Raw genomic sequence first — 19,304 nt, forward strand, 5'->3', positions numbered from 1 at the left:
ATCGCTTTACTCTGTTAAAGAACTGGAAATTCAGAGGAAAATGGACAGAGACCTGTCTTGTTCTCTGGATTTCATGGCAATGATGACGATCGCCCTCAATACAACCTTGATCAATACACTCGATTTGTCTCCGGCTCAAGCAGTCGTCGACGCGCTACTGCAACAGGGAGCGCTAACCACTCACGAACAGCAGCTTCAGTTTCAAGTCGATTATGCTCAGGCAGCAGACGATCCTAGAGAGCTACCAGAAATCCCTGAAGTGCGACTCTGGTTTATTCGCCTTGATGCGATCTATCCATGGCTACCGTTTTTGCTGGACTGGAAAGCAGGCGAATTGACCCGCTACACAGCAATGCTCGTGCCCCACCAGTTTCACCCTAAAGATGGCATTCAATACAATCCAGAAGCCCTAGAAATCTTTGTAATGCACAAAATTTTTGTGCTAGGAGACTGGATGCAGCAACAGGGGATCGAAGGAACATCTCGGCTCAAAGCCATGACCCAAATGTTTGGGTACGAAATTGATGACGCTTTTTTTGAACTGTTATAAGTAGCTGGTATAGCGTTTCTTAGGCTGGTAAGGTACGGACTGTAGCGATCGAGGGCGATCGACCAGCAAAACGCTTTGCTGAGGCTTAACGAACGCGATTGACAAAAAGTGCACAAATCACGGCGTAGCCTGCGAAGAAAACGATCCCAGCGATGAGAGGCATATGACAATTCTCCTGACGGTTTGTAACGAATCTCAAAGAATATATTGACAATATGCTAAAGGTCAAAAAATTAGCAGTCCCCCAGCAGGGGCATTTTTAAGGAAGTTGCTCAAAGCTTGACCTGAAGGCAATTTCAGAAAACTTTAGAATGTATCTACAACAACTATTCTACTACTGTAGTACTACAGCAAGCTTCCTGATCTTCCGCATTGAGTACGCATTTGTGATCTACTGTTGCAAAATCCAACCTGCCGCTGTGGATAAGTCGGGCGCGACGAAGTCGGGCTTGGTGTGATGCTGATACTTGCCGCCGAGGACGCGATCGCCAAAGCCCGTCTGTACAAGAATGCCCAGGCATCCTGCGTTATGCGCCATGTCAACATCCGTTGCTTTATCACCCACCATAAAGCTTTTGTTAAGGGCTAGATCATGCTCCCAGGCAGCCGCAACCAGCATACCTGTGTTGGGCTTACGCCAAGTACTCCAGCGTGTATAGGCTGGCTCAGTACCCCCTTCAGGCGCACTCAGGTAGGGACAGTAATACAGCGCATCCAGATGTGCGTCTGCTCCAGCTTTGAGCAATTGGCAGAGACGATCGTGTAACGCCTCCACATGGCTGGCAGGATAGTAACCTCTGGCAGGACCAGACTGATTAGAGACTAAGCAGCAAAAAATCCCTGCCTGGTTCAATTGTTTGACCGCTTGGGCAACGCCGGGGAGCAAATTTAAATCGGTAACCCGATGGATATAGCCCACTTCCTGGTTGAGAACGCCATCGCGATCGAGAAAAACGGCTCGTCTGGTCACACGCTAACTGCTCCAAATTTTCTCTAACACCGTCTGCGGCGAAATATCTGCCATCCGACCCGTCAGCGATTTGATGCCAATAAAACGCTTGCCCTCAGGCAGCAGCTTTTGGGGATCGGTCGGACCAAACAGCGCCAGCGTATAAGTTTTCACTGCAACTGCCAGGTGCATTGGGGCGCTGTCGGTACACAGCATCAGGTTTGCAGCCGCAATCATTGCTGCAAGTTTGCCCACGTCTGCAGGTGTCGTCACTTTGAGCTTGGGGCTGGCTTCTAGCAGCGCTTCTACAAAGGCTGTGTCTTCCGGTCCTTTAACTAGCACGATCGACAACTCAGGCTGTCGGTGCTCAAAGTCTTGGATAATACCCTTCCAGTTTGAAACGGGGTAGATTTTATCGATCCCCTTGGTCTTAGCAAGTTCGCTAGAACCACCGTGAATCAGCACATAGCCGCTATTCTGAACCCCCAACCGCTGCCGTTCACCCTCTGCCCAGTCGAGATCTTTTGCAGGGACACTCAGTGCCAGTTCAGGGCAGGGCGTGTGAATCTCTAGTCCTTGGAGCAGATCGTGATACATCTGAGCCGCGTACTGATTTTGCTTTAAAGGCACTGCGTTGGTCAGAAACAACTCACCAGCGCTGCCCGCATAGCCAATTCGGTTAGGTATACCCGTTAACCACAACAAAAAGCCTACCGTCCAACGTTGCCCCAAAGAGAGCGCAATGTCGTACTCCCGCTCACGAATGGCTCCTAGCAGGTTCCCTAAATCTGCCAAACTGTTGCGTCCTTTGAAATCAAACAGAATCGTGCTGTGCACCGACTTAGAAACCCGATAAGCATCTTTTGCTCTGGGTTCAACCACCACATCGATTTGGGCGTTTGGATAGGTTCGCTTCAGATCGTCCAGGGTGGGGAAGAATAGAATTTGATCGCCAATTCCGCCAGGGACAAGGGCTACGATTCGCATAATAATTCTTTACGCTAATTCGCTTTTAATTTTAAGTGAAGAGACAGGAAAGTTTTGCGTCTTGCACGTCACCATACGCCCATAATTTGGAACGCGGCTCAGTGCAGGCTTGGAAAACACTAACTCTGATACGGGCATTTAACGTGTCAACGGTCAGGATGGGAAACCACCTGATTTGACGCTCAATGCCCTTGTTGCCAGACTGCATTAAGCAAGGTTGCAAACCTACCTGTGACTCCACGCATCCCTGTAAGGTTACCATCGTTCGTCCGTGTTCCTGAAAGCTTATGTTCCTGAAACGATCGTCAAACGTCGCTGCTGGTGAACCATAACTATGAGAGGACTGCCGTGTATCTCTTGATTCCTGCTGCTGGATCAGGTCGTCGTATGGGCAGTAGCCGTAACAAGCTGCTGTTACCTTTGTTAGACAAGCCCCTCCTTAGCTGGACGCTTGCCGCTGTTAAGGCATCGCGATCGCTACGCTGGATCGGTATCATCGGTCAGCCAGACGATTTCCCTGACTTTAAGGAGATCGTGATCAGTCTGGGTATGACAAAATGCGTTCACTTTATCCCCGGTGGTGTGACACGGCAGGAATCAGTCTACAAAGGCTTGCAGGCGTTACCAGCAGTGGCAGAGCGCGTGCTGATTCACGACGGTGCGCGCTGCTTAGTAACTCCCACGTTAATCGATCGCTGTGCCGCTGAAATTCTTCACTGCCCAGGTCTCATTGCTGCCATTCCTGTCAAAGACACCATCAAGATCGTAGAACCCACCACACAACTGATTACGAATACGCCCGATCGCCGCCACCTCTGGGCTGCCCAAACACCCCAGGGCTTTGCCGTAGAGCAACTGATTCACTGCCACAAGGAAGGCGTGCGTCAGGGCTGGGAAGTCACTGATGATGCAGCACTCTTTGAGCAATGCGGGTTGCCTGTCAAAATCGCGCAGGGTGAGGAAAGTAATTTGAAGGTGACAACGCCGATGGATCTAGCGATCGCAGACTTCATCCTCCGCCAACGAGGAGGATGATGCACGACGTTTCCACCTCAGAGACTCAAGTGCCGCGCTTTCAACGAAGGCTGCACCGTTAAGATCATCAAGATCATCTTTTTTCTTGCTTCAGCTCGTTCAATAAGCGATCGACCTCTCTAGCGGTATCCGTTTTGCCCTGATCTTGATACAGACGCTTGGCTTGCTCCAGCGAGGTAATTGCCTCGTCTCTACGTTCGCGCCCTTTAAGCGCCTTGCCGAGCTTATAGTAAGCATCGGGGTTTTGCGGTGCTGTAGCAGCGTACTGGCGATAGGCAATGATGGCAGAAAGATAGTCTTGCTTTTCCATGTAGATATCACCGATCGCGCCTTGCGCTTCAACCAGGTCTGATTTGAGGAACAGTGCCCGCTGATATGCTTTGAGGGCGCGATCGTACTGTCCTTTCGCTTGTAGAATTCTGCCGATTTGCAACTGAAGTGCCGGGTTGCGCGGCTCAAACTGCCCAGCTCGTTGAAAGGCTGCCAGTCCTCGTTCCAGGTTGCCCTGGTCAAGTAAAGCGGTGCCCAGGCTAACTTGAATGCTGCCTTTCTTGGGGGCAAGTCGGGCAGCACTCAACAGGGGCTTGATGGCATCTTGAGGACGTTCTTGTTGCAGAAACAAATTCCCCATGAGTTCGTAGGGTCTGTAATTACGAGGCTCTAACGCGATCGCCCGCTGACTCACTCGCAGCGCCTCACTATAGTTTTTCTCACGAGTCAGCACTACGCCTAGAGCAATTTGAGCATTCATGTGGCGAGGGTTAAAGAGCGTTGCCTGACGGTACGCCGCGATCGCCGCCTCATTGTTGCCCAGGTTCGCCTCGCTAAAGCCCACAGCGTAATAAAAGTCAGCATTTTTAGGGTCAAGGGCAAGTGCCTGTTGATAAGATGCGATCGCTTCACGAAACTTTCCCTGGTTAGCTTGCAAAAACCCAATACCTGAAAAGATGCGCGGGTTCTGAGCATCTAGCTCTGCTGCTTGTTGATAAATCGCGATTGCATCCGGAAGATTGCCAGCATCAACAAGCTTACGCCCCTCCTTAAGCAACGCCGTCACCTTATCGTCACCAGCTATCTTACGGAACGGCTGCGCTCCCACAACCTGTGGCATGGTCAACCCCAGCAGCAGCACCAGACTCACAACGATGGAAGTTTGATTACGCACGATCGTTTTTTTTGACATACGCTTTTTAGACGAACACAGTTGCTTAGTGACAGACAAATCAGATTACAGGAAAGGCTTCTTGTTGGGAACCCTACACTCAAAGTTTGTCGTTGTCATGCCAAATCTAGCGCTGATATTCCTACGCTGCCCAACTCCACTTGACACCAACTTGCCTGCTTGAATTTTGTTGAGCTTGGTTCTGAGCGTCTCTAGAAGTAATGGGGAATGCTAAAGATAGCTCCGATCTTTACATCCTCTTTATGAGTACAGATGAAACCTGAACTGACTTGCCAGCCCAGAGCAACTCCTGGAAAACGGCTGTAACAAAGTGGAAAATCCCAACCCGCGCCATCTTACAAGGTGCCTCGTTTTGCTGTCGCACCCTGCCACTTGATAGATCTGGAACGACCCATTGCCAGACTGACGGTAAATTTTGAGTAAAAGAGCTGAAGATTGCCACTGCCTAATACAGCAGTTACGATAGGCTACTAACGGTGAGATTCTTAGCTCTGATCCAAAAAAGCGAGATCAAACCCCTCGACCATGCCTCAAATGTAGTCACTTTTTCTGAAGGGCTATGAGTGAAAAGCGTAGCGCCTTAAACAGGCGTATCAGTAGCAGTGAGTCGATTTAATTAGGCGTTAGTTCTTGGTGATGGTGTCAATTTCAATTAATTGTCTCAGCGAAAAATCAGGTGATGTTATTTCCTATCTTAGAAACAAGACTACAACGCTCGTTGAAATACTTTAGAACGGCGTGGTGAATAGTCACATTTTTTCATTCTATGAGCGATGATTTCGACAAAATAAAGCATCCATTCAAGAACCCACTCAAAAGCGAATGTTGCTTGCATTTTACACGTTTCACTTTGCCCCTTAAAACTTTGCTCCTTGAGATTAATAGCTCAAAAACAGGCAACGTATCTCAGCAAGAAGCTTGTAAAAACTGGCTAAAGGGAAGTCATTAGTTGTCTGGCTCAAGCTATTTTTAGGTCGTCAAACCACGTCCTATTGACTTCCTCCCATCCCGTCTCAAAGCAGAAGCTGTTTATAAAAATGTTTATCCCATAACTAGAAAGATGAGGCAATGTTCGCAGAATATTTGTAAAGTTTCTGGCTACAGTACGCTTCAGTCTAATGGTTTCATCAACTGTCAACGCTTTCAAATGCCCTAGTACAGTGAGATTAGTTCTTGTCTTGAGGAAATTTCGCTAGAGAATGTTATGAACGCAACCCTTCCTATGTTTCGTCTTGATGTAGACTACCTGAAAACCTTAGCGGCTCAGTATCGAGAAGCCTATGCCGCGGCTAAACCATTTCCTCACATTGTGATTGATAATTTTTTGCCCGAATCGGTCTTGGAAGAGGTTTTAAAGGAGTTTCCCAAGCCAGGTCAAATCGACTGGCAAGCCTTTCAAACACCTGCTGAAAAAAAGCTTGCTTCAAAACACGAACATCAGATGGGAGACGCAACACGCCTCCTGCTCTATAGTCTCAATTCCTCCACATTTATCACTTTCTTGGAGATATTAACGGGCATTGATGGGATTCTTCCAGATCCTCATTTTGAAGGTGGTGGACTTCACCAAATAGAGCGGGGTGGCTTTTTGAAGATGCACGTAGACTTTAACAAGCACAAAAAATTGCGTCTCGATCGCCGCCTAAATTTTCTGCTCTACCTCAATCAAGATTGGAAGGAGGAGTACGGAGGACATCTTGAGCTGTGGGATCAAAACATGACTCAGTGTGAAAAGAAAATTCTTCCCATCTTCAATCGCTGTGTTGTCTTTAGCACAACTGATTTTTCTTATCATGGTCACCCTGAGCCACTGACCTGCCCAGAAGACAGAACGAGAAAGTCGTTAGCACTCTATTACTACACCAATGGACGTCCCGCTGAGGAGACTCTAGGTACTCCACACACGACTATTTTTCAAACTCGCCCTCAAGACAGCTTTCAGTTGGCAGAAACACCACGCACAACTGTAAGAGATGTCCTGAAGAAATTCATTCCACCAATTTTAGTTGATGCTCGCGATGCTTTGAGAAACAAGTGATTAGCGAGCGATTGCTCTTAGCGAAAGACGCTTAAGATTACGCTTCCGACTGGTAAGGAGCGAGAAGCGTAATCTTACTTAGCATTCAATACATTTCATGTTTCTTGCCCTGTGACATCCTGCTGTGTTGAATTTCATGAAGGTGAACTGTGAATACTCTTGTACTGTATGCCTGGTTCCCAATCGTTGTTTACCTGTTTACTCGCTTTCCCCCGCAGCGAGCACTGATTACTAGCTTTGTGGTAGCCTGGTTGTTTTTACCGTTAGCTGCATTCAAATTGCCCAGCATTCCAGTGGAATACAACAAAATGTCGGCTACATGTCTGGCTATTTTGTTTGCAACCTGTCTTTATAACGTTGATCGTTTTAAGTTATTTAGATTTCACTGGTTTGATCTGCCAATAACGGTTTGGTGTCTTTGTCCCTTTGCTGCATCAATGACTAATGGGCTTGGTGCCTATGATGGGCTTTCAAGTACGATTGGGCAAATAATGGCTTGGGGCGTTCCTTACTTTTTGGGTCGGATCTATCTCAACAGCTTTTCCGGGTTGCGCCAGCTAGCAATTGGAATTTTTTGGGGTGGATTATTGTATATCCCTTTATGTCTCTTTGAAGCCGCAACTCGCGTTAACCTGCACGGGCTTATCTACCGATTTACAGCTGGAGCCGCTGATCTTCGTTACGGTGGCTATAGACCATCCATCTTTCTACAGAATGGACTAGTGCTAGGGACGTGGATGATGTTCGCTACATTGATGGGGGTTGTACTGTGGAGAACTAAAACAATCAAGCACATTCGGAACGTTCCGATTAGCTGGGTTATGGGCATCCTAGTAACAACCTTTATTTTAGTAAGAGCGACGGGTGCCGCTTTCTTGCTGGTCGCTGCGCTGATTATTTTCATTGCCGCGCAGCGGTATGGCGCTAGCTTCCTGATGTGGATTCTAGCTGGGGGCTTATTTGTTTACTTGTATTTAGGTGTAATTGGCGAATTTCCTGGGCAAGAAATTATTGACTTTCTAGCAAAGTTCATTGATCCGGATCGCCTTCAATCTTTGGGGTTCAGATTCATGAACGAGGAACTTCTCTCCGGAAAAGCGCGTGAAAGAATCTTATTTGGCTGGGGAGGTTTTGGTCGAAACCAGCTTTATAAAGAGGGTGGCTACGCCATTACAATCACTGACAGTCTATGGATTATCGCCTTCGGTCAAAATGGCTTAGTCGGGTTAATTAGTGTTTTTACAACATTACTTTTACCTGTCTTAGGTTTCTGGTTTTTCTACCCACCTGCTTCTTGGTCGCATCCTAATATTGTCATTACAGCGGCGATCACAGTTGGATTAGCTATGTATGCGCTGGATTGCGTTTTAAATGCTTTTCCCAATTCAATTTTCACACTCGCGGGTGGCGGTCTTACCGGAGTGCTTTTAAATCGGCAACTACAGGGATCTCCGGCTAGGCAACCCCTCCTCAGGCAAGTGAGGTAAGAAGATGATTAATTGCAGAATCAGCTTAAAGCTAATCTTGGCGATCGCTAGAAAGGCGATCGCTGTAGCCACAGTCAGTGATTCTAAGTGACGGCTTACAACGTCTATCTCGCCTAAAGGTTGTTCTAATGTCGAATATGGTTCAGTTAGATCAAGCAACAACGCTACTCGTTGTTGTTCTTAACTACAGGACGGCGGCTCTAACGATCGATTGCTTGCATGCTTTGGCAGAGGAAATCAGCGCCATCCCTGGTAGCTATGTTGTCGTAACCGATAATGCTTCTGGTGATGGTTCGGTTGAGAAGATTGCAGCCGCGATCGACACTAATCAATGGCATGAGTGGGTGGCGTTGATGCCGCTAGAGCACAACGGTGGTTTTGCCTTTGGCAACAATGCCGCCATCCGTCCCGCACTGGAGTCAACCATCCCATGCCCTTATGTGCTGCTGCTTAATCCAGATACCGTGATTCGTCCGGGTGCAGTGAAAGCACTGCTGGATTTTATGCATGAACAACCAGAGGTTGGGATCGCAGGCAGCCGTTTGGAGGATTTGGACACCACATCGCAGCAATCAGCCTTTCGGTTTCCAAACGTCCTGGGAGAACTCGATTTTGGTTTACGCCTGGGGATTGCGTCGAAACTGCTTGCACAATGGGCAGTTGTGCCACAAGTTGCTGATCATCCCCACCAAACAGATTGGGTGGCAGGAGCAAGCATGATGATTCGTCGGGAAGTGTTTGACTCGATCGGGTTGCTCGACGAAAGCTACTTCATGTACTTTGAGGAAGTTGATTTTTGTCTAAGAGCACATCGCGCTGGATGGTCTTGCTGGTATGTACCGCAAAGCCATGTTGTCCATTTTGTGGGTCAAAGCTCTGGTGTGACTGATTCTAAACGTCCACCCAAACGTATGCCAACGTATTGGTTTGACTCCAGGCGGCGATACTTTTTAAAGAATCATGGCTGGTTATATGCAGCACTGGCGGATGCAGCATGGCTGTCAGGCTTCACGCTATGGCGCTGGCGACGGGTGATTCAACGCAAACCTGATACCGATCCCCCAAAAATTTGGAGTGATTTTCTGTTGAACAGTGTGTTTGTCAGAGGAGGTCAGATTTGAACACCAGCGAGACCGAGCCGTTAGGACTTTGGCAACAAATCAAAGAAGACTGGGAGGCTCACGGGCGAGACTGGACAAAACCGGGGTTTCGGGCAGTAGCGGTACATCGCTTTGGGGTGTGGCGTATGACGCTTGAGCCGAAACTAGTGCGAGCACCCTTCAGCCTGCTTTACCAAGCGCTTTATCGAAAAATTCGCAATGGTTACGGTATTGAACTGCCCTACACGGTGCAACTCGGTCGCCGCGTGATTATTGAGCATCAAGGGGCGATCGTGATTCATGGTTACTGCCACATTGGCGATGACAGCATTATTCGACAAGGAGTAACGCTGGGGCTGCGCTATCTCGATCGTCTATTTGATGCGCCGAAACTAGGAAAACGTGTGAATGTTGGCGCTGGTGCAGTCATCCTTGGCAACGTTACAGTGGGTGACGATGCCAACATTGGAGCGAATGCGGTCGTTTTGTCTGACGTACCACCCAAAGCAACAGCCATTGGTATACCTGCTAAAGTCATCACCTCTGACGCGATAAAGTAATTTCTTTGCACGCTCCCTTTGCTCTACATACACGTAATCTGGAGCAGCATTAGGCTTTGAGCTTTGCTACGATCGTCGCCACATTTTTGCCTAGACTCTCTATAGCTGCCTGTTGCTTAAAATCTTTGAGATTGCCGCTAGGGTCAAATGCGTCGTAGGCTGTCGGCACCGCAATTTGGTCGGGGAGCACAATGACCTTGATATTACCCAGAATTGCTCGCAAGTGTACCAGACCACGTAAACCGCCCAATGCACCAGGAGACGCACTCATCAGTGAAGCAACCTTCCCTACAAAGCAGCCCAGCGGCGCTTCACCTTCAGCAGGACGAGATGCCCAGTCGATCGCATTCTTTAAAACAGCCGTGAGTGAGCTGTTATATTCAGGCGACGCAATCAGCAAGCCATCGTGCGCCAGGAGGAGATCTTTGAACTGGCGAGCACCTGCTGGAAGTCCTTCCTTTGCCTCCAGATCTTCATCAAATAGAGGGAGCGAAAAATCTCGCAAATCGACAAATGTCGCGTCTGCTCCTGCCGCTCTTGCACCTTGCGCGGCAATCTTAACGAGCTTTTTATTGAAGGAATCAGTTCGAGTGCTGCCAGCAAAAGCCAGGATTCTTGGCGTGTCTGTCATGAGATGCCACCGTATCGACAGGGAAGCGGAGAGGTTTTCCTATCAAGTGTAGGACAGACCCAGCTTACTGAAGCTGCTGTTTAAGAGGAATTTCGATGATGAATTCTGTGCCTTGTCCAGGTGATGAAAGGCAGCGCAACGAGCCACCGTGTCGCTCTGTGACAATTTGATAGCTAATGGATAAGCCCATGCCTGTGCCCTTGCCCACTGGTTTAGTAGTGAAGAAGGGATCAAACAAGCGCTGACGAGCGGCTTCAGGAATGCCCGTGCCGTTATCCGCAATGGCAATCGTGACACGATCGTCGGCTAAAAGTTCAGTGCAAATCCGAATCATACTGGGATGCTGCTCCATTGCGGCAGCATCACGCTGGGCATCCCCCTCATCTAACGCATCAATCGCATTGCTAAGGATATTCATAAACACCTGATTGAGCTGTCCCGCGTAGCATTCAACCAGCGGTAATTCGCCATATGCCTTGACAATCTCGATCTCAGGGCGAGTATATTCTCGTCCCTGACCGCGAAGCTGCTGCGCTTTGAGTCGACTCTGCAAGATCATCAGCGTGCTATCAATACCTTCGTGAAGGTTGACTGCTTTGAACTCGGCTTCATCCATTCGGGAAAACGTTCTTAGCGAAGCGACGATCTTCTGAATGCGGTCTGCACCAACTTTCATGGATGTGAGCAGTCTGGGCAGGTCTGTGATCACAAACTGAATGTCGATCGCGTCTGCAACAGCTTTAATTTGTGGTGCAGGGGCTGGGTAATGCTGCTGGTATAAGTCGAGGAGGTTGAGCAGGTCTTGAGTATACTCGTTGGCGTAGGTGAGGTTGCCGTAGATAAAGTTAACGGGGTTGTTAATTTCATGCGCCACTCCTGCGACCAGTTGCCCCAAGCTCGACATCTTCTCGCTTTGCACCATTTGTGCTTGTGCCTGCTGAAGTTCTTGCAGCGCTTGCTCTAATTGCTGTGCCTGTTGTTGAGCGGTGTTCGCAGCAGTGACGCTCTGGTTGTAAAGTTCTGCCTGGTTAATGGCGATCGCGAGTTGGCTGGCAACGGCTTGCAGAAGTTCCATTTCCGAGTCGCTCCACGGACGGATGGCGCTGTGATGCCCGCAATGAATACCGCCTAGTTGACCAGAGAGTATAGGTACGGGCAACAAAAGCTCAGAATGGTAGCCGTAAAAACGTAGGATTTCGCGGGCTTCTGGTTTCAGTTGTGGATCGGTCGCAATGTCATCGACACGATAGGGTGTCTGGCTCAAAAGACTTTCAACAATCGGGTTGTGGCGATCGGCTGGACGACTCAGGTCTTGTGGATACGTACCGAGAAAGCTGGACAACGCCGCATCTCGTGACTCATGGGTGAACTCAAGGCTGGCTAACTGATCAGACTGAACGTGATACCAGCAAAAGCTACAGCGATCGATTTTCAACAGGTTACGGACTTCGTGTACGGTCGTCTGGAGAATGGTATCGAGATCCAGCGAACTACGAATTTGGTTGGCGACGCGATTGAGCAATTCTTCGCGTTGAGCCAGTGCTCGTAGCTGTGCTTCGCTCTGCCGCAAAGCCGCTTCTGCCTGCTTGCGTTCGGTAATGTCTTCGGTGATGGCTAACAAATACTGTGGCTTGCCCTCCTCGTCAAAGACAGCCGTTTTCTTAGTATGCAAAATGCGCGGTTCACTGTTTATCGGCACCAGTGTTTCTGGAATATCGACGATGCGCTTGCTTTTCAGCACCTGGCGATCGTGCTCTATCAGTGTCTCGGCTTGATCTAACGGCAAGCAATCGTACGCATTCTTGCCCATCATGTCTTTAGCCGTGGCACCCAGCACTTCCTCGGCGGCTGGGTTCCACAGCACGTAGCGAAGCTCTTTCGCCTCTTTAGCAATCACGGCAACAGGTAAGGTTTTCAGCACAGATTCCAGGAACTTGCGGGTGTGTTGCAGTTTAGCTTCAGCTTGATCGCGTTCGTGGAGCGCTGCCTGCCGTTCATACACTTCTTGCTGAAGTTGTGCGACTGTTTGCTGAAGCTCAATAGTGCGTTTCTCTACCCGTGTCTCTAGCTCGTCCTTCGCCTCCTTCAAAGCCGCTTCTGCCTGCTTCAGCGCCGTAATATCGCGCATTGTGCCAACCATGAACTTATTGCCAGTGCCATCGTGTAGGCATGATTTTTTGGTCGAAAAGATATGGGTGATGCCATGCAGGTTGGTGATGCTTTCCTCGTCTTCACGATCGCAGCCACTATCCAACACTAACTGGTCAGTGTCACGAAAGAAGTCAGCCTGCTCAATATCAGGAAAGACATCGTGGTCGTTAAGACCAATGACATTGGCTCGGTTCCAGCCCATGAATTGGCAGAAGGGATCGTTTAGAACAATGTACCGATGCTGCTCGTCTTTCACAAAGAGCGGGTCCGCTGTAGCATTGATAATGTCACTCAAAAAGGCGGGTGAAATAGGCGCGATCGCGTCTGCTTGTTTCTGGCTAGAGACATGCTGTTGTGACGTAGACGCACCCGATGCGATCGCCAACGAGTGGTGCAACTGCAATGGTTCACTGTGTCTTTGTACGAGGGAGACAAGACCGATCACCTGATGCTGTGCATCAAGCAAGGGTGTATTGTGCCAATCACAGGGAATGATCCGACTGTCCTTTGTAACTGTGTCGGTGAGTGTGCGATCGCTCTCGCGCTGATCGAGCCATGTACCGATCGCTTGGTGGCTGTGCTCTGGTGTCAGCAGTACGGTGATGTGGCGACCGATCGCTTCTTGCTTGGTGTAGCCCAGAAGGCTCTCAGCCGTTGGATTCCAGTCTACGACCTCAAACGCTGTGTTCCATTCAATGATGGCGATCGGCGACTGCTGTAACACCACTGAGAGCTTATGATGCGATGCCCTCAACGCGTATTCTATCTGCTTAGAGTGCAGCAATTGCCGCTCCATTTGTGACAGCATGGCTGCCTGGGCAGCAACACGCTGTTGTAAATCGATTAACTCTTGGGACGACGATTCAGAAAGCATACTGACTCTTTGGGGCGCTCTAGGCACTCAATGGATGCACGTCTTCTACAGCCGGAGTCCGTTGCTTGTTAAGCACGCCTACCTGTGCCAGTTCTTAAAAATTGTTTGGAACTCTTGTGGATGCAAGCGCTGCTACTTGTATCCAGACACTGACGCATACCTGAGCCTGACCAAAACACACTCCTCAATCTTAGTACTCAGGCGACCGTGATTCGTGCCTGTCTGATCAATTTTGCCAATCAGGTTGACAAACTTTAGATAAAGAGTGCGGTGGATGCAACGTTTAGTTGTAGTCAAGCATTGATCGATTAGTTGTGGTCAAGCATTGATCGATCGGAGGCTCTACAGTCTACATTGTCATTTTGTGGTCTCGATCGCCCTATGCAAGTGCTTGTGTTAAGAGCCGACCAAATTCCCATTGACCGCCTGACGAATCTCTGGTAAACGGACAGTCCTGCCGCCTTCAGTACCGGGGCATGCTGTCGCCACGCGATCGCGGTGTCCCATGATGCGTGGCAAATTGCGGGTACCAAAATCACCTGTCGGTGTTGGAATAGGGGTAATTGTGTTAGTAATGCCGTAACGCTTACAGAGAAGTGTGCAAAGCGCCACCGCTGAGTTGTACATTGCCTGATTAATTGTGGCGCTGGTATAAACGCCGTCAAACGCAACGCCCAGTCCATCATTCACCACATCATGCGCGCCTCGCTTCGTCTCACTCCGGGCTGCATAGACTCGACCACTGGGCATGATGATGAAGTGATAGCCAATGTCTGACCAGCCATTGCCATTGACGTGTCCGTTGTAGATCACTCGCATACGGGCGGCTTCATCTGCTACCGAAGCACTGATTGCAGGCGGGCTGCCGATAAAGGTGTGGTGCAACGTAATGCCTTTGGGTTGTAGTGCAGGCAGAGCGGACGAGGTGGGAGTGCTCGTCCAGGTATTACGGGGTAGCGCTTGAAAGGTGCCTGAGGCAGCGCCGATGACCTCAATGACCGTTTGGGCTTTATCTTGCTCAGAACCAATGATTTCGATGAGACGTTTCCCGGTTTGACGCAACACCGTTTGAGCCTGCCACTTCCCATCCTGCACTCTTGGGCGTGCGAGTTCTAGCTTTTGGTCTACCCGCAAAATGAGCTGGTCACCATTGCTGTAGTTGGTTGCTGCGCCTGCTAGAGTGATGGTCGCTTCTACCTTCACCTGCTGCGGTGGATTGGTGAAACTCACGCGGGGAGGACGTGGTTGGACAGCAACAATATCGACTTCAGCCTGAGCACGATCGCGCCCGTCAGAGCTAATAATTTCTAAAACGCGCTTACCCGGTTGATTAAACCCAATGGTGGTTTGCCATTTGCCACTGCGCACAAAGGGCTTTGCCAGGTCAAACTGTTGATCTGCCCGCAGAATGAGCGCGCTGCCATCGGGAAAATTTGCCGCTGTGCCCTCTACTGTGGCGGACTGTAGCACAGGCAACCGGGTAGGCACCTGAGTAAACTGGAGTTTCCTCGCTTCAGGCATTGTGGTGACAACGGGTATAGTCAGTTCGGCGCTGTCGGTGCCAATCTCAAGTTTCAAGCGCCGATTTCCCGCTTGCTGAAACAGAAAGTCGAGCTTCCAGGTGCCATCGACATCAATGACAGGTCCCGTGGCACGAAACTGTCCATCGATCGTCAACATCAGGTTGCTGCCCGCGTAGGACGGCGATGCCACGCCCAAAATGGAAAACCGCTGTTGCACCACAACCGGAGCTTGGGGGGCTTGAGTAATCTGAAGCATATGGCGAAATCCTCAAAACGAGAGCACATTCCCTGCTGAACCAGTTTGCTCAATGGGGCTGCAATGGTCAAGACTGGTGTTAGGGTCAACGTCAACCTGATGCAAAGCACTTTAAGGCAAAACGAGCTGGCAAGTCACTGCCATCAAAGGCGGCGATCGTTGCTACCAACACTAGCGATGATCGAGAACCCTTTACCAGTCGCTGTCATGCCTTGCACTGATTTATAGCTTCCCAAAGCGTCGATCGCGCTGCTGATAGGCAGAGAGTGCCTCGTGGAAAGCGGTGCGATCGAAATCGGGCCACAGCGTATCGGTCACGTACAGTTCTGCATACGCCATTTGCCAAAGCAAGAAATTACTCAGCCGCATCTCGCCGCTTGTGCGAATGAGTAAGTCAGGATCACAAATGCCTGAGGTGTAGAGATGCCGTTCAAACACAGCTTCATCAATCTGGTCGGGTTGGAGCAGTCCTTGCTGTACCTGAGTGGCGATCGTCCGACATGCCTGTAAAATTTCTTGTCGCCCACCGTAGTTAGTTGCAACCGTAAACCGAATACTCTGGTTGTGCTGCGTCAACTCAACCGATCGGGCAATTTCTTCCTGGAGCGATCGAGGTAACGCTTGCAGGTTGCCCACGAAACGAATTTGCACATTTTCCTGCACCATTTCCCGCAGTTCTTGACGCAAGACCCGCTCAAACAACGTCATCAAAAACTCAACTTCCTCTGAGGGTCGTCCCCAATTTTCCGTCGAGAAGGCATAGGCAGTCAGCGCTTGAATGCCCCAATCCCGACAGCAGCGTAGAAGATCCTTCAGCACATCAACGCCGCGACGATGCCCCATAATTCTGGGCATGCCGCGCTGCTTTGCCCAGCGCCCATTGCCATCCATAATTACAGCAACATGTCTAGGCAGTCGTTCACACTTGAGGTCAGCAGGTAACTCTTGCAAAACAGTTGGCTTTACGGTCATGGTTTCTCCCAGCGGCACACAATTGGATCTAAACAGTGAACATGAACCATAAAAAGCGAGGCGTTTGCGGTTCTTTAACCTTTACCTTTGCGATGCCTCAAAAACCGTGAAAAGAACGCTAATCCTTGACTACCAAGCTGACGCACCAGACTCCGGAGATTAGGAGCAACCGTGTCACGATCAGCCGTTTGGGAGAAGCGCGCCCCCAGTAATTCCTTGAGCTTGCTGCTGGTGAGTGGACGATTTAGAGTGCCCCGCTCCGCCAGTGAAATTGACCCTGTTTCCTCCGAGACAACGACGCACACGCAGTTTTCGACCCGCTCGGTAATCCCCATTGCTGCCCGATGCCGCGTGCCTAGCTGACGGGAGGCACTACGTTCAGATAACGGCAAAATCACCCCTGCTGCCACAAGGCGATTGTCGCGAATTAAGACGGCTCCGTCGTGCAACAAAGTTGTCGTTTGAAAAATCGTTTGAATCAGCTCTTTTGAGACTTCAGCATTGAGCCTTACTCCCGGCACGGAAAAATCACGTTCATCAATGGGGCTACTGGTTTCTAAAATCAGCAGAGCACCGATGCGGTTTTGTGACAGCTCTTTGACCGCATCAACAATTTCATCCGTGACACTACCAGATTTAAGTGTGGTTCTTCGTGAAGATTGGAACAACTGTAGGAGTTCACCCCGACCCAACTGTTCCAAAAAGCGCCTAAACTCTGATTGCAGAATAAATGCCATGGCAACGGCAGACCCAATCACTAGATTACCCAGCACAAAGCTCAATAGGGTCAACTCTAAGCGCCTGCTGAGGGCTGCTGCCAGCATAAGCACGATGAAACCGCGTACCATCCACAGAGTACGCCGCTCACCAATAATGACCAGCATCATGTAGGTGAGGGCAAGCACAAGCCCAACATCAATGAAAAATCTCAGGTTTTGAACGATGAGAAGCGGTAGGGACTGCATCCAGCTAGGGGTCGTCAGCAGCCATTGCCTCCATAGATATCCCATTGATCTGGATTAACCTTGCGCTTCTACACGTTCTAAACTCGATAACCTGAGCGTTCAATTTAATGTACTTGAGGCTTATACCTGTTGCAATCAGGGTCACGCCTGTGGAGCATTTAACCGCTCTGGCAAACAGTCCTGCCGCATCAAATCCTGATAGGTCTCTCGCTGTAAAATGATGTTAGCTTCACCATCGTTGACTAACACAGCGGCTGGTCGGGAAATGCGGTTGTAGTTGGAAGCCATGCTGTAATTGTAGGCTCCAGTTGCCATTACTACGAGTAAATCACCTGGTTGAGTTGTGGGTAAAGATGCCTCTTGAATGACGATATCGCCAGACTCGCAGTGTTTGCCTGCGATCGCCACTCTTTCTGTAAGCGGTGCTGACATCCGGTTTGCCACCACTGCCCGGTAGACTGACTGGTACGTAATCGGTCGAGGGTTATCAGACATGCCACCATCCACAGTGACATACGTGCGAATGCCAGGGACTATTTTTTGCCCACCGATCGTATATGCCGTTACGCAAGCAGACCCGATGAGCGATCGTCCCGGTTCACTCAAGAGTTTTGGTAGAGGTACATGCTGCGCGTTGCAGGCAGCCGCGATCGATTCGCTTACCACCTTAACCCATGCCTCAATACTGGGCGGATCGTCTGATTCGGTGTAGCGGATGCCTAAGCCACCACCAATATCCAGTTCTTCGATCGCCAACCCGTAGTGAGCCGCCTTGCTCAGCCATTGCACCATAACTGCACCCAGATCGTGGTGAGGCTCTAGCTCAAAAATTTGGGAACCAATGTGGGCGTGTAGACCAATGCACGCCAGACTGGGCTGCTGAGCGATAAATTGAAAAACTTCATCAAGCTGATCTAGCCCAAACCCAAACTTGCTGTCGATACTTCCGGTGCGAATGTAGTCATGGGTGTGGCATTCAATGCCAGGGGTGAGGCGGAGCAGGATGCGAATAGGGTGTAGGGTTTGGGGTATAAGGTGTAGGGTAAGTTTTGAGTTTTGGGTTGGCTCTGACTCCTGACTTCTGACTCCTTGCTCCTCTGCGATCGCCACCAGCGTCTTCAGCTCATGCCAGTTATCAACCACGATCGTGCAACCAGACTCGACGGCTAGCTGAAGCTCAGCACGGGACTTATTATTGCCATGTAAATAGAGCTTAGTCAGACTGACACCTGCCTGTATCGCTGTATAAAGTTCGCCACCAGAGACGATATCAATACCTAAGCCTTCACTGGCGACGATCGCGCACACTGCCAAACAGTTCCAGGCTTTAGAGGCATACAGCACCTGTGATGCGCCTGGATAGTAACGGACGAATGCGTCACGGTATTGCCGACATGCCGATCGCAGGGTTGCTTCGTCCAATATATAGAGAGGTGAACCAAAGTTCTGCACCAGGTCAACCACATCGCAACCGCCCACTTCTAAATGATCGTTCTGATTGACTGTTGCGGTCAATGGCAGCAAATGCTGATTTGGCGATCGCTCCACCAATGTCTCTGTCGTGTCACTTAAATAGTGATGACCAGTCAGTTTAGCCGCTGTAGCGTGAGTCGATCCCATTGCGTCATCCTTACGTTTGGTTGGGTGGCATACCTACGATGATCTCTAGTTTACAATCGAGCCTTGCATATCCTGAGCAGATAACGTACCTTTTGTGACCTTTCTCGCACTTCAGCCTTTAACTGTAGCTTTACTTCCTGCCGCCTTAGAGCTTGATCAACGCTGCTTTGGTGGACTCTGGACATTAGATGGTTACCAGCGAGAATTGGAAAGTCCCAATAGCGAACTGCTGGTACTTGTAAAGGAGTCAGAGGGGGCAGGGGAGACAGGGGGAGCGGAGGGAGAAGAAAAATCTAAATTGGGTAGAGTAACCCTGGTGCCACAAGAACAATACGTCTCCTCTGCCCCTACTTCCCACGCTGCCCCTGCTTCCCACGCTGCCCCTGCTTCCCACGCTGCCCCTGCTTCCCACGCTGCCCCTGC

At 49.9% G+C, this 19,304-nt stretch carries 16 protein-coding genes; 6 read left to right on the top strand and 10 right to left on the bottom strand.

The window, feature by feature from the left end:
• The first annotated feature begins 40 nt into the window (after positions 1-40).
• Positions 41-550 carry a CRR6 family NdhI maturation factor gene (locus AC5JO6_RS26535; RefSeq protein ID WP_496084046.1) on the top strand — a complete coding sequence of 170 codons (510 nt, stop codon included), beginning with the start codon at positions 41-43 and terminating at the stop codon, positions 548-550.
• Positions 551-941: 391 nt separating this feature from the next.
• Here the strand turns inward: AC5JO6_RS26535 and AC5JO6_RS26540 are convergent, their stop codons facing one another.
• A complete protein-coding gene (locus AC5JO6_RS26540; RefSeq protein WP_496084047.1) occupies positions 942-1,520 on the bottom strand; it encodes a D-glycero-alpha-D-manno-heptose-1,7-bisphosphate 7-phosphatase in 579 nt (192 codons plus the stop codon).
• A gap of 3 nt (positions 1,521-1,523) precedes the next feature.
• A complete protein-coding gene (locus AC5JO6_RS26545; protein ID WP_496084048.1) occupies positions 1,524-2,486 on the bottom strand; it encodes a glycosyltransferase family 9 protein in 963 nt (320 codons plus the stop codon).
• 348 nt (positions 2,487-2,834) lie between these two features.
• Here AC5JO6_RS26545 and ispD point away from each other — a divergent pair, with 348 nt between their 5' ends.
• Positions 2,835-3,521, top strand: a complete 687-nt coding sequence (gene ispD, locus AC5JO6_RS26550; protein WP_496084049.1) for a 2-C-methyl-D-erythritol 4-phosphate cytidylyltransferase — start codon at positions 2,835-2,837, stop codon at positions 3,519-3,521.
• Positions 3,522-3,594: 73 nt separating this feature from the next.
• On the opposite strand, the gene AC5JO6_RS26555 is transcribed toward ispD, so the two are convergent.
• On the bottom strand, positions 3,595-4,704 hold the full coding sequence (locus AC5JO6_RS26555) for a tetratricopeptide repeat protein (protein ID WP_496084050.1): 1,110 nt from the start codon (positions 4,702-4,704) through the stop codon (positions 3,595-3,597).
• Positions 4,705-5,908: 1,204 nt separating this feature from the next.
• Between AC5JO6_RS26555 and AC5JO6_RS26560 the strand changes: the two genes are divergently transcribed.
• The 4 genes from AC5JO6_RS26560 to AC5JO6_RS26575 all read left to right on the top strand — a co-directional run bounded on the left by AC5JO6_RS26560 (position 5,909) and on the right by AC5JO6_RS26575 (position 9,889).
• On the top strand, positions 5,909-6,742 hold the full coding sequence (locus AC5JO6_RS26560; protein WP_496084051.1) for a 2OG-Fe(II) oxygenase: 834 nt from the start codon (positions 5,909-5,911) through the stop codon (positions 6,740-6,742).
• Between the two features lie 149 nt (positions 6,743-6,891).
• Positions 6,892-8,229 (top strand): O-antigen ligase domain-containing protein, encoded by a 1,338-nt coding sequence (locus AC5JO6_RS26565; protein WP_496084052.1) that lies wholly within the window; start codon positions 6,892-6,894, stop codon positions 8,227-8,229.
• 128 nt (positions 8,230-8,357) lie between these two features.
• A complete protein-coding gene (locus AC5JO6_RS26570) occupies positions 8,358-9,350 on the top strand; it encodes a glycosyltransferase family 2 protein (RefSeq protein ID WP_496084053.1) in 993 nt (330 codons plus the stop codon).
• Positions 9,347-9,889, top strand: a complete 543-nt coding sequence (locus tag AC5JO6_RS26575) for a serine O-acetyltransferase (protein ID WP_496084054.1) — start codon at positions 9,347-9,349, stop codon at positions 9,887-9,889. The genes AC5JO6_RS26570 and AC5JO6_RS26575 overlap by 4 nt, the downstream gene beginning before the upstream one ends.
• 49 nt (positions 9,890-9,938) lie before the next feature.
• On the opposite strand, the gene AC5JO6_RS26580 is transcribed toward AC5JO6_RS26575, so the two are convergent.
• The 7 genes from AC5JO6_RS26580 to AC5JO6_RS26610 all read right to left on the bottom strand — a co-directional run.
• Positions 9,939-10,520, bottom strand: a complete 582-nt coding sequence (locus AC5JO6_RS26580; protein ID WP_496084055.1) for an NADPH-dependent FMN reductase — start codon at positions 10,518-10,520, stop codon at positions 9,939-9,941.
• 64 nt (positions 10,521-10,584) lie between these two features.
• Complete coding sequence (locus tag AC5JO6_RS26585) at positions 10,585-13,545, bottom strand: PAS domain-containing protein (RefSeq protein ID WP_496084056.1); 2,961 nt, start codon at positions 13,543-13,545, stop codon at positions 10,585-10,587.
• A gap of 396 nt (positions 13,546-13,941) precedes the next feature.
• On the bottom strand, positions 13,942-15,324 hold the full coding sequence (locus AC5JO6_RS26590; protein ID WP_496084057.1) for a peptidoglycan recognition protein family protein: 1,383 nt from the start codon (positions 15,322-15,324) through the stop codon (positions 13,942-13,944).
• 222 nt (positions 15,325-15,546) lie between these two features.
• A complete protein-coding gene (gene uppS / locus AC5JO6_RS26595) occupies positions 15,547-16,296 on the bottom strand; it encodes a polyprenyl diphosphate synthase (RefSeq protein ID WP_496084058.1) in 750 nt (249 codons plus the stop codon).
• A gap of 74 nt (positions 16,297-16,370) precedes the next feature.
• Entirely contained in the window at positions 16,371-17,306 is a 936-nt protein-coding gene (cdaA, locus tag AC5JO6_RS26600) for a diadenylate cyclase CdaA (RefSeq protein WP_496084059.1), read from the bottom strand.
• A gap of 96 nt (positions 17,307-17,402) precedes the next feature.
• Complete coding sequence (gene lysA, locus AC5JO6_RS26605; protein ID WP_496084060.1) at positions 17,403-18,881, bottom strand: diaminopimelate decarboxylase; 1,479 nt, start codon at positions 18,879-18,881, stop codon at positions 17,403-17,405.
• 192 nt (positions 18,882-19,073) lie between these two features.
• Positions 19,074-19,304, bottom strand: a 231-nt coding sequence (locus AC5JO6_RS26610; protein WP_496084061.1) for a hypothetical protein, incomplete at its 5' end; no start/stop codon positions are given.

The sequence above is a fragment of the Tildeniella sp. genome (assembly GCF_059505325.1).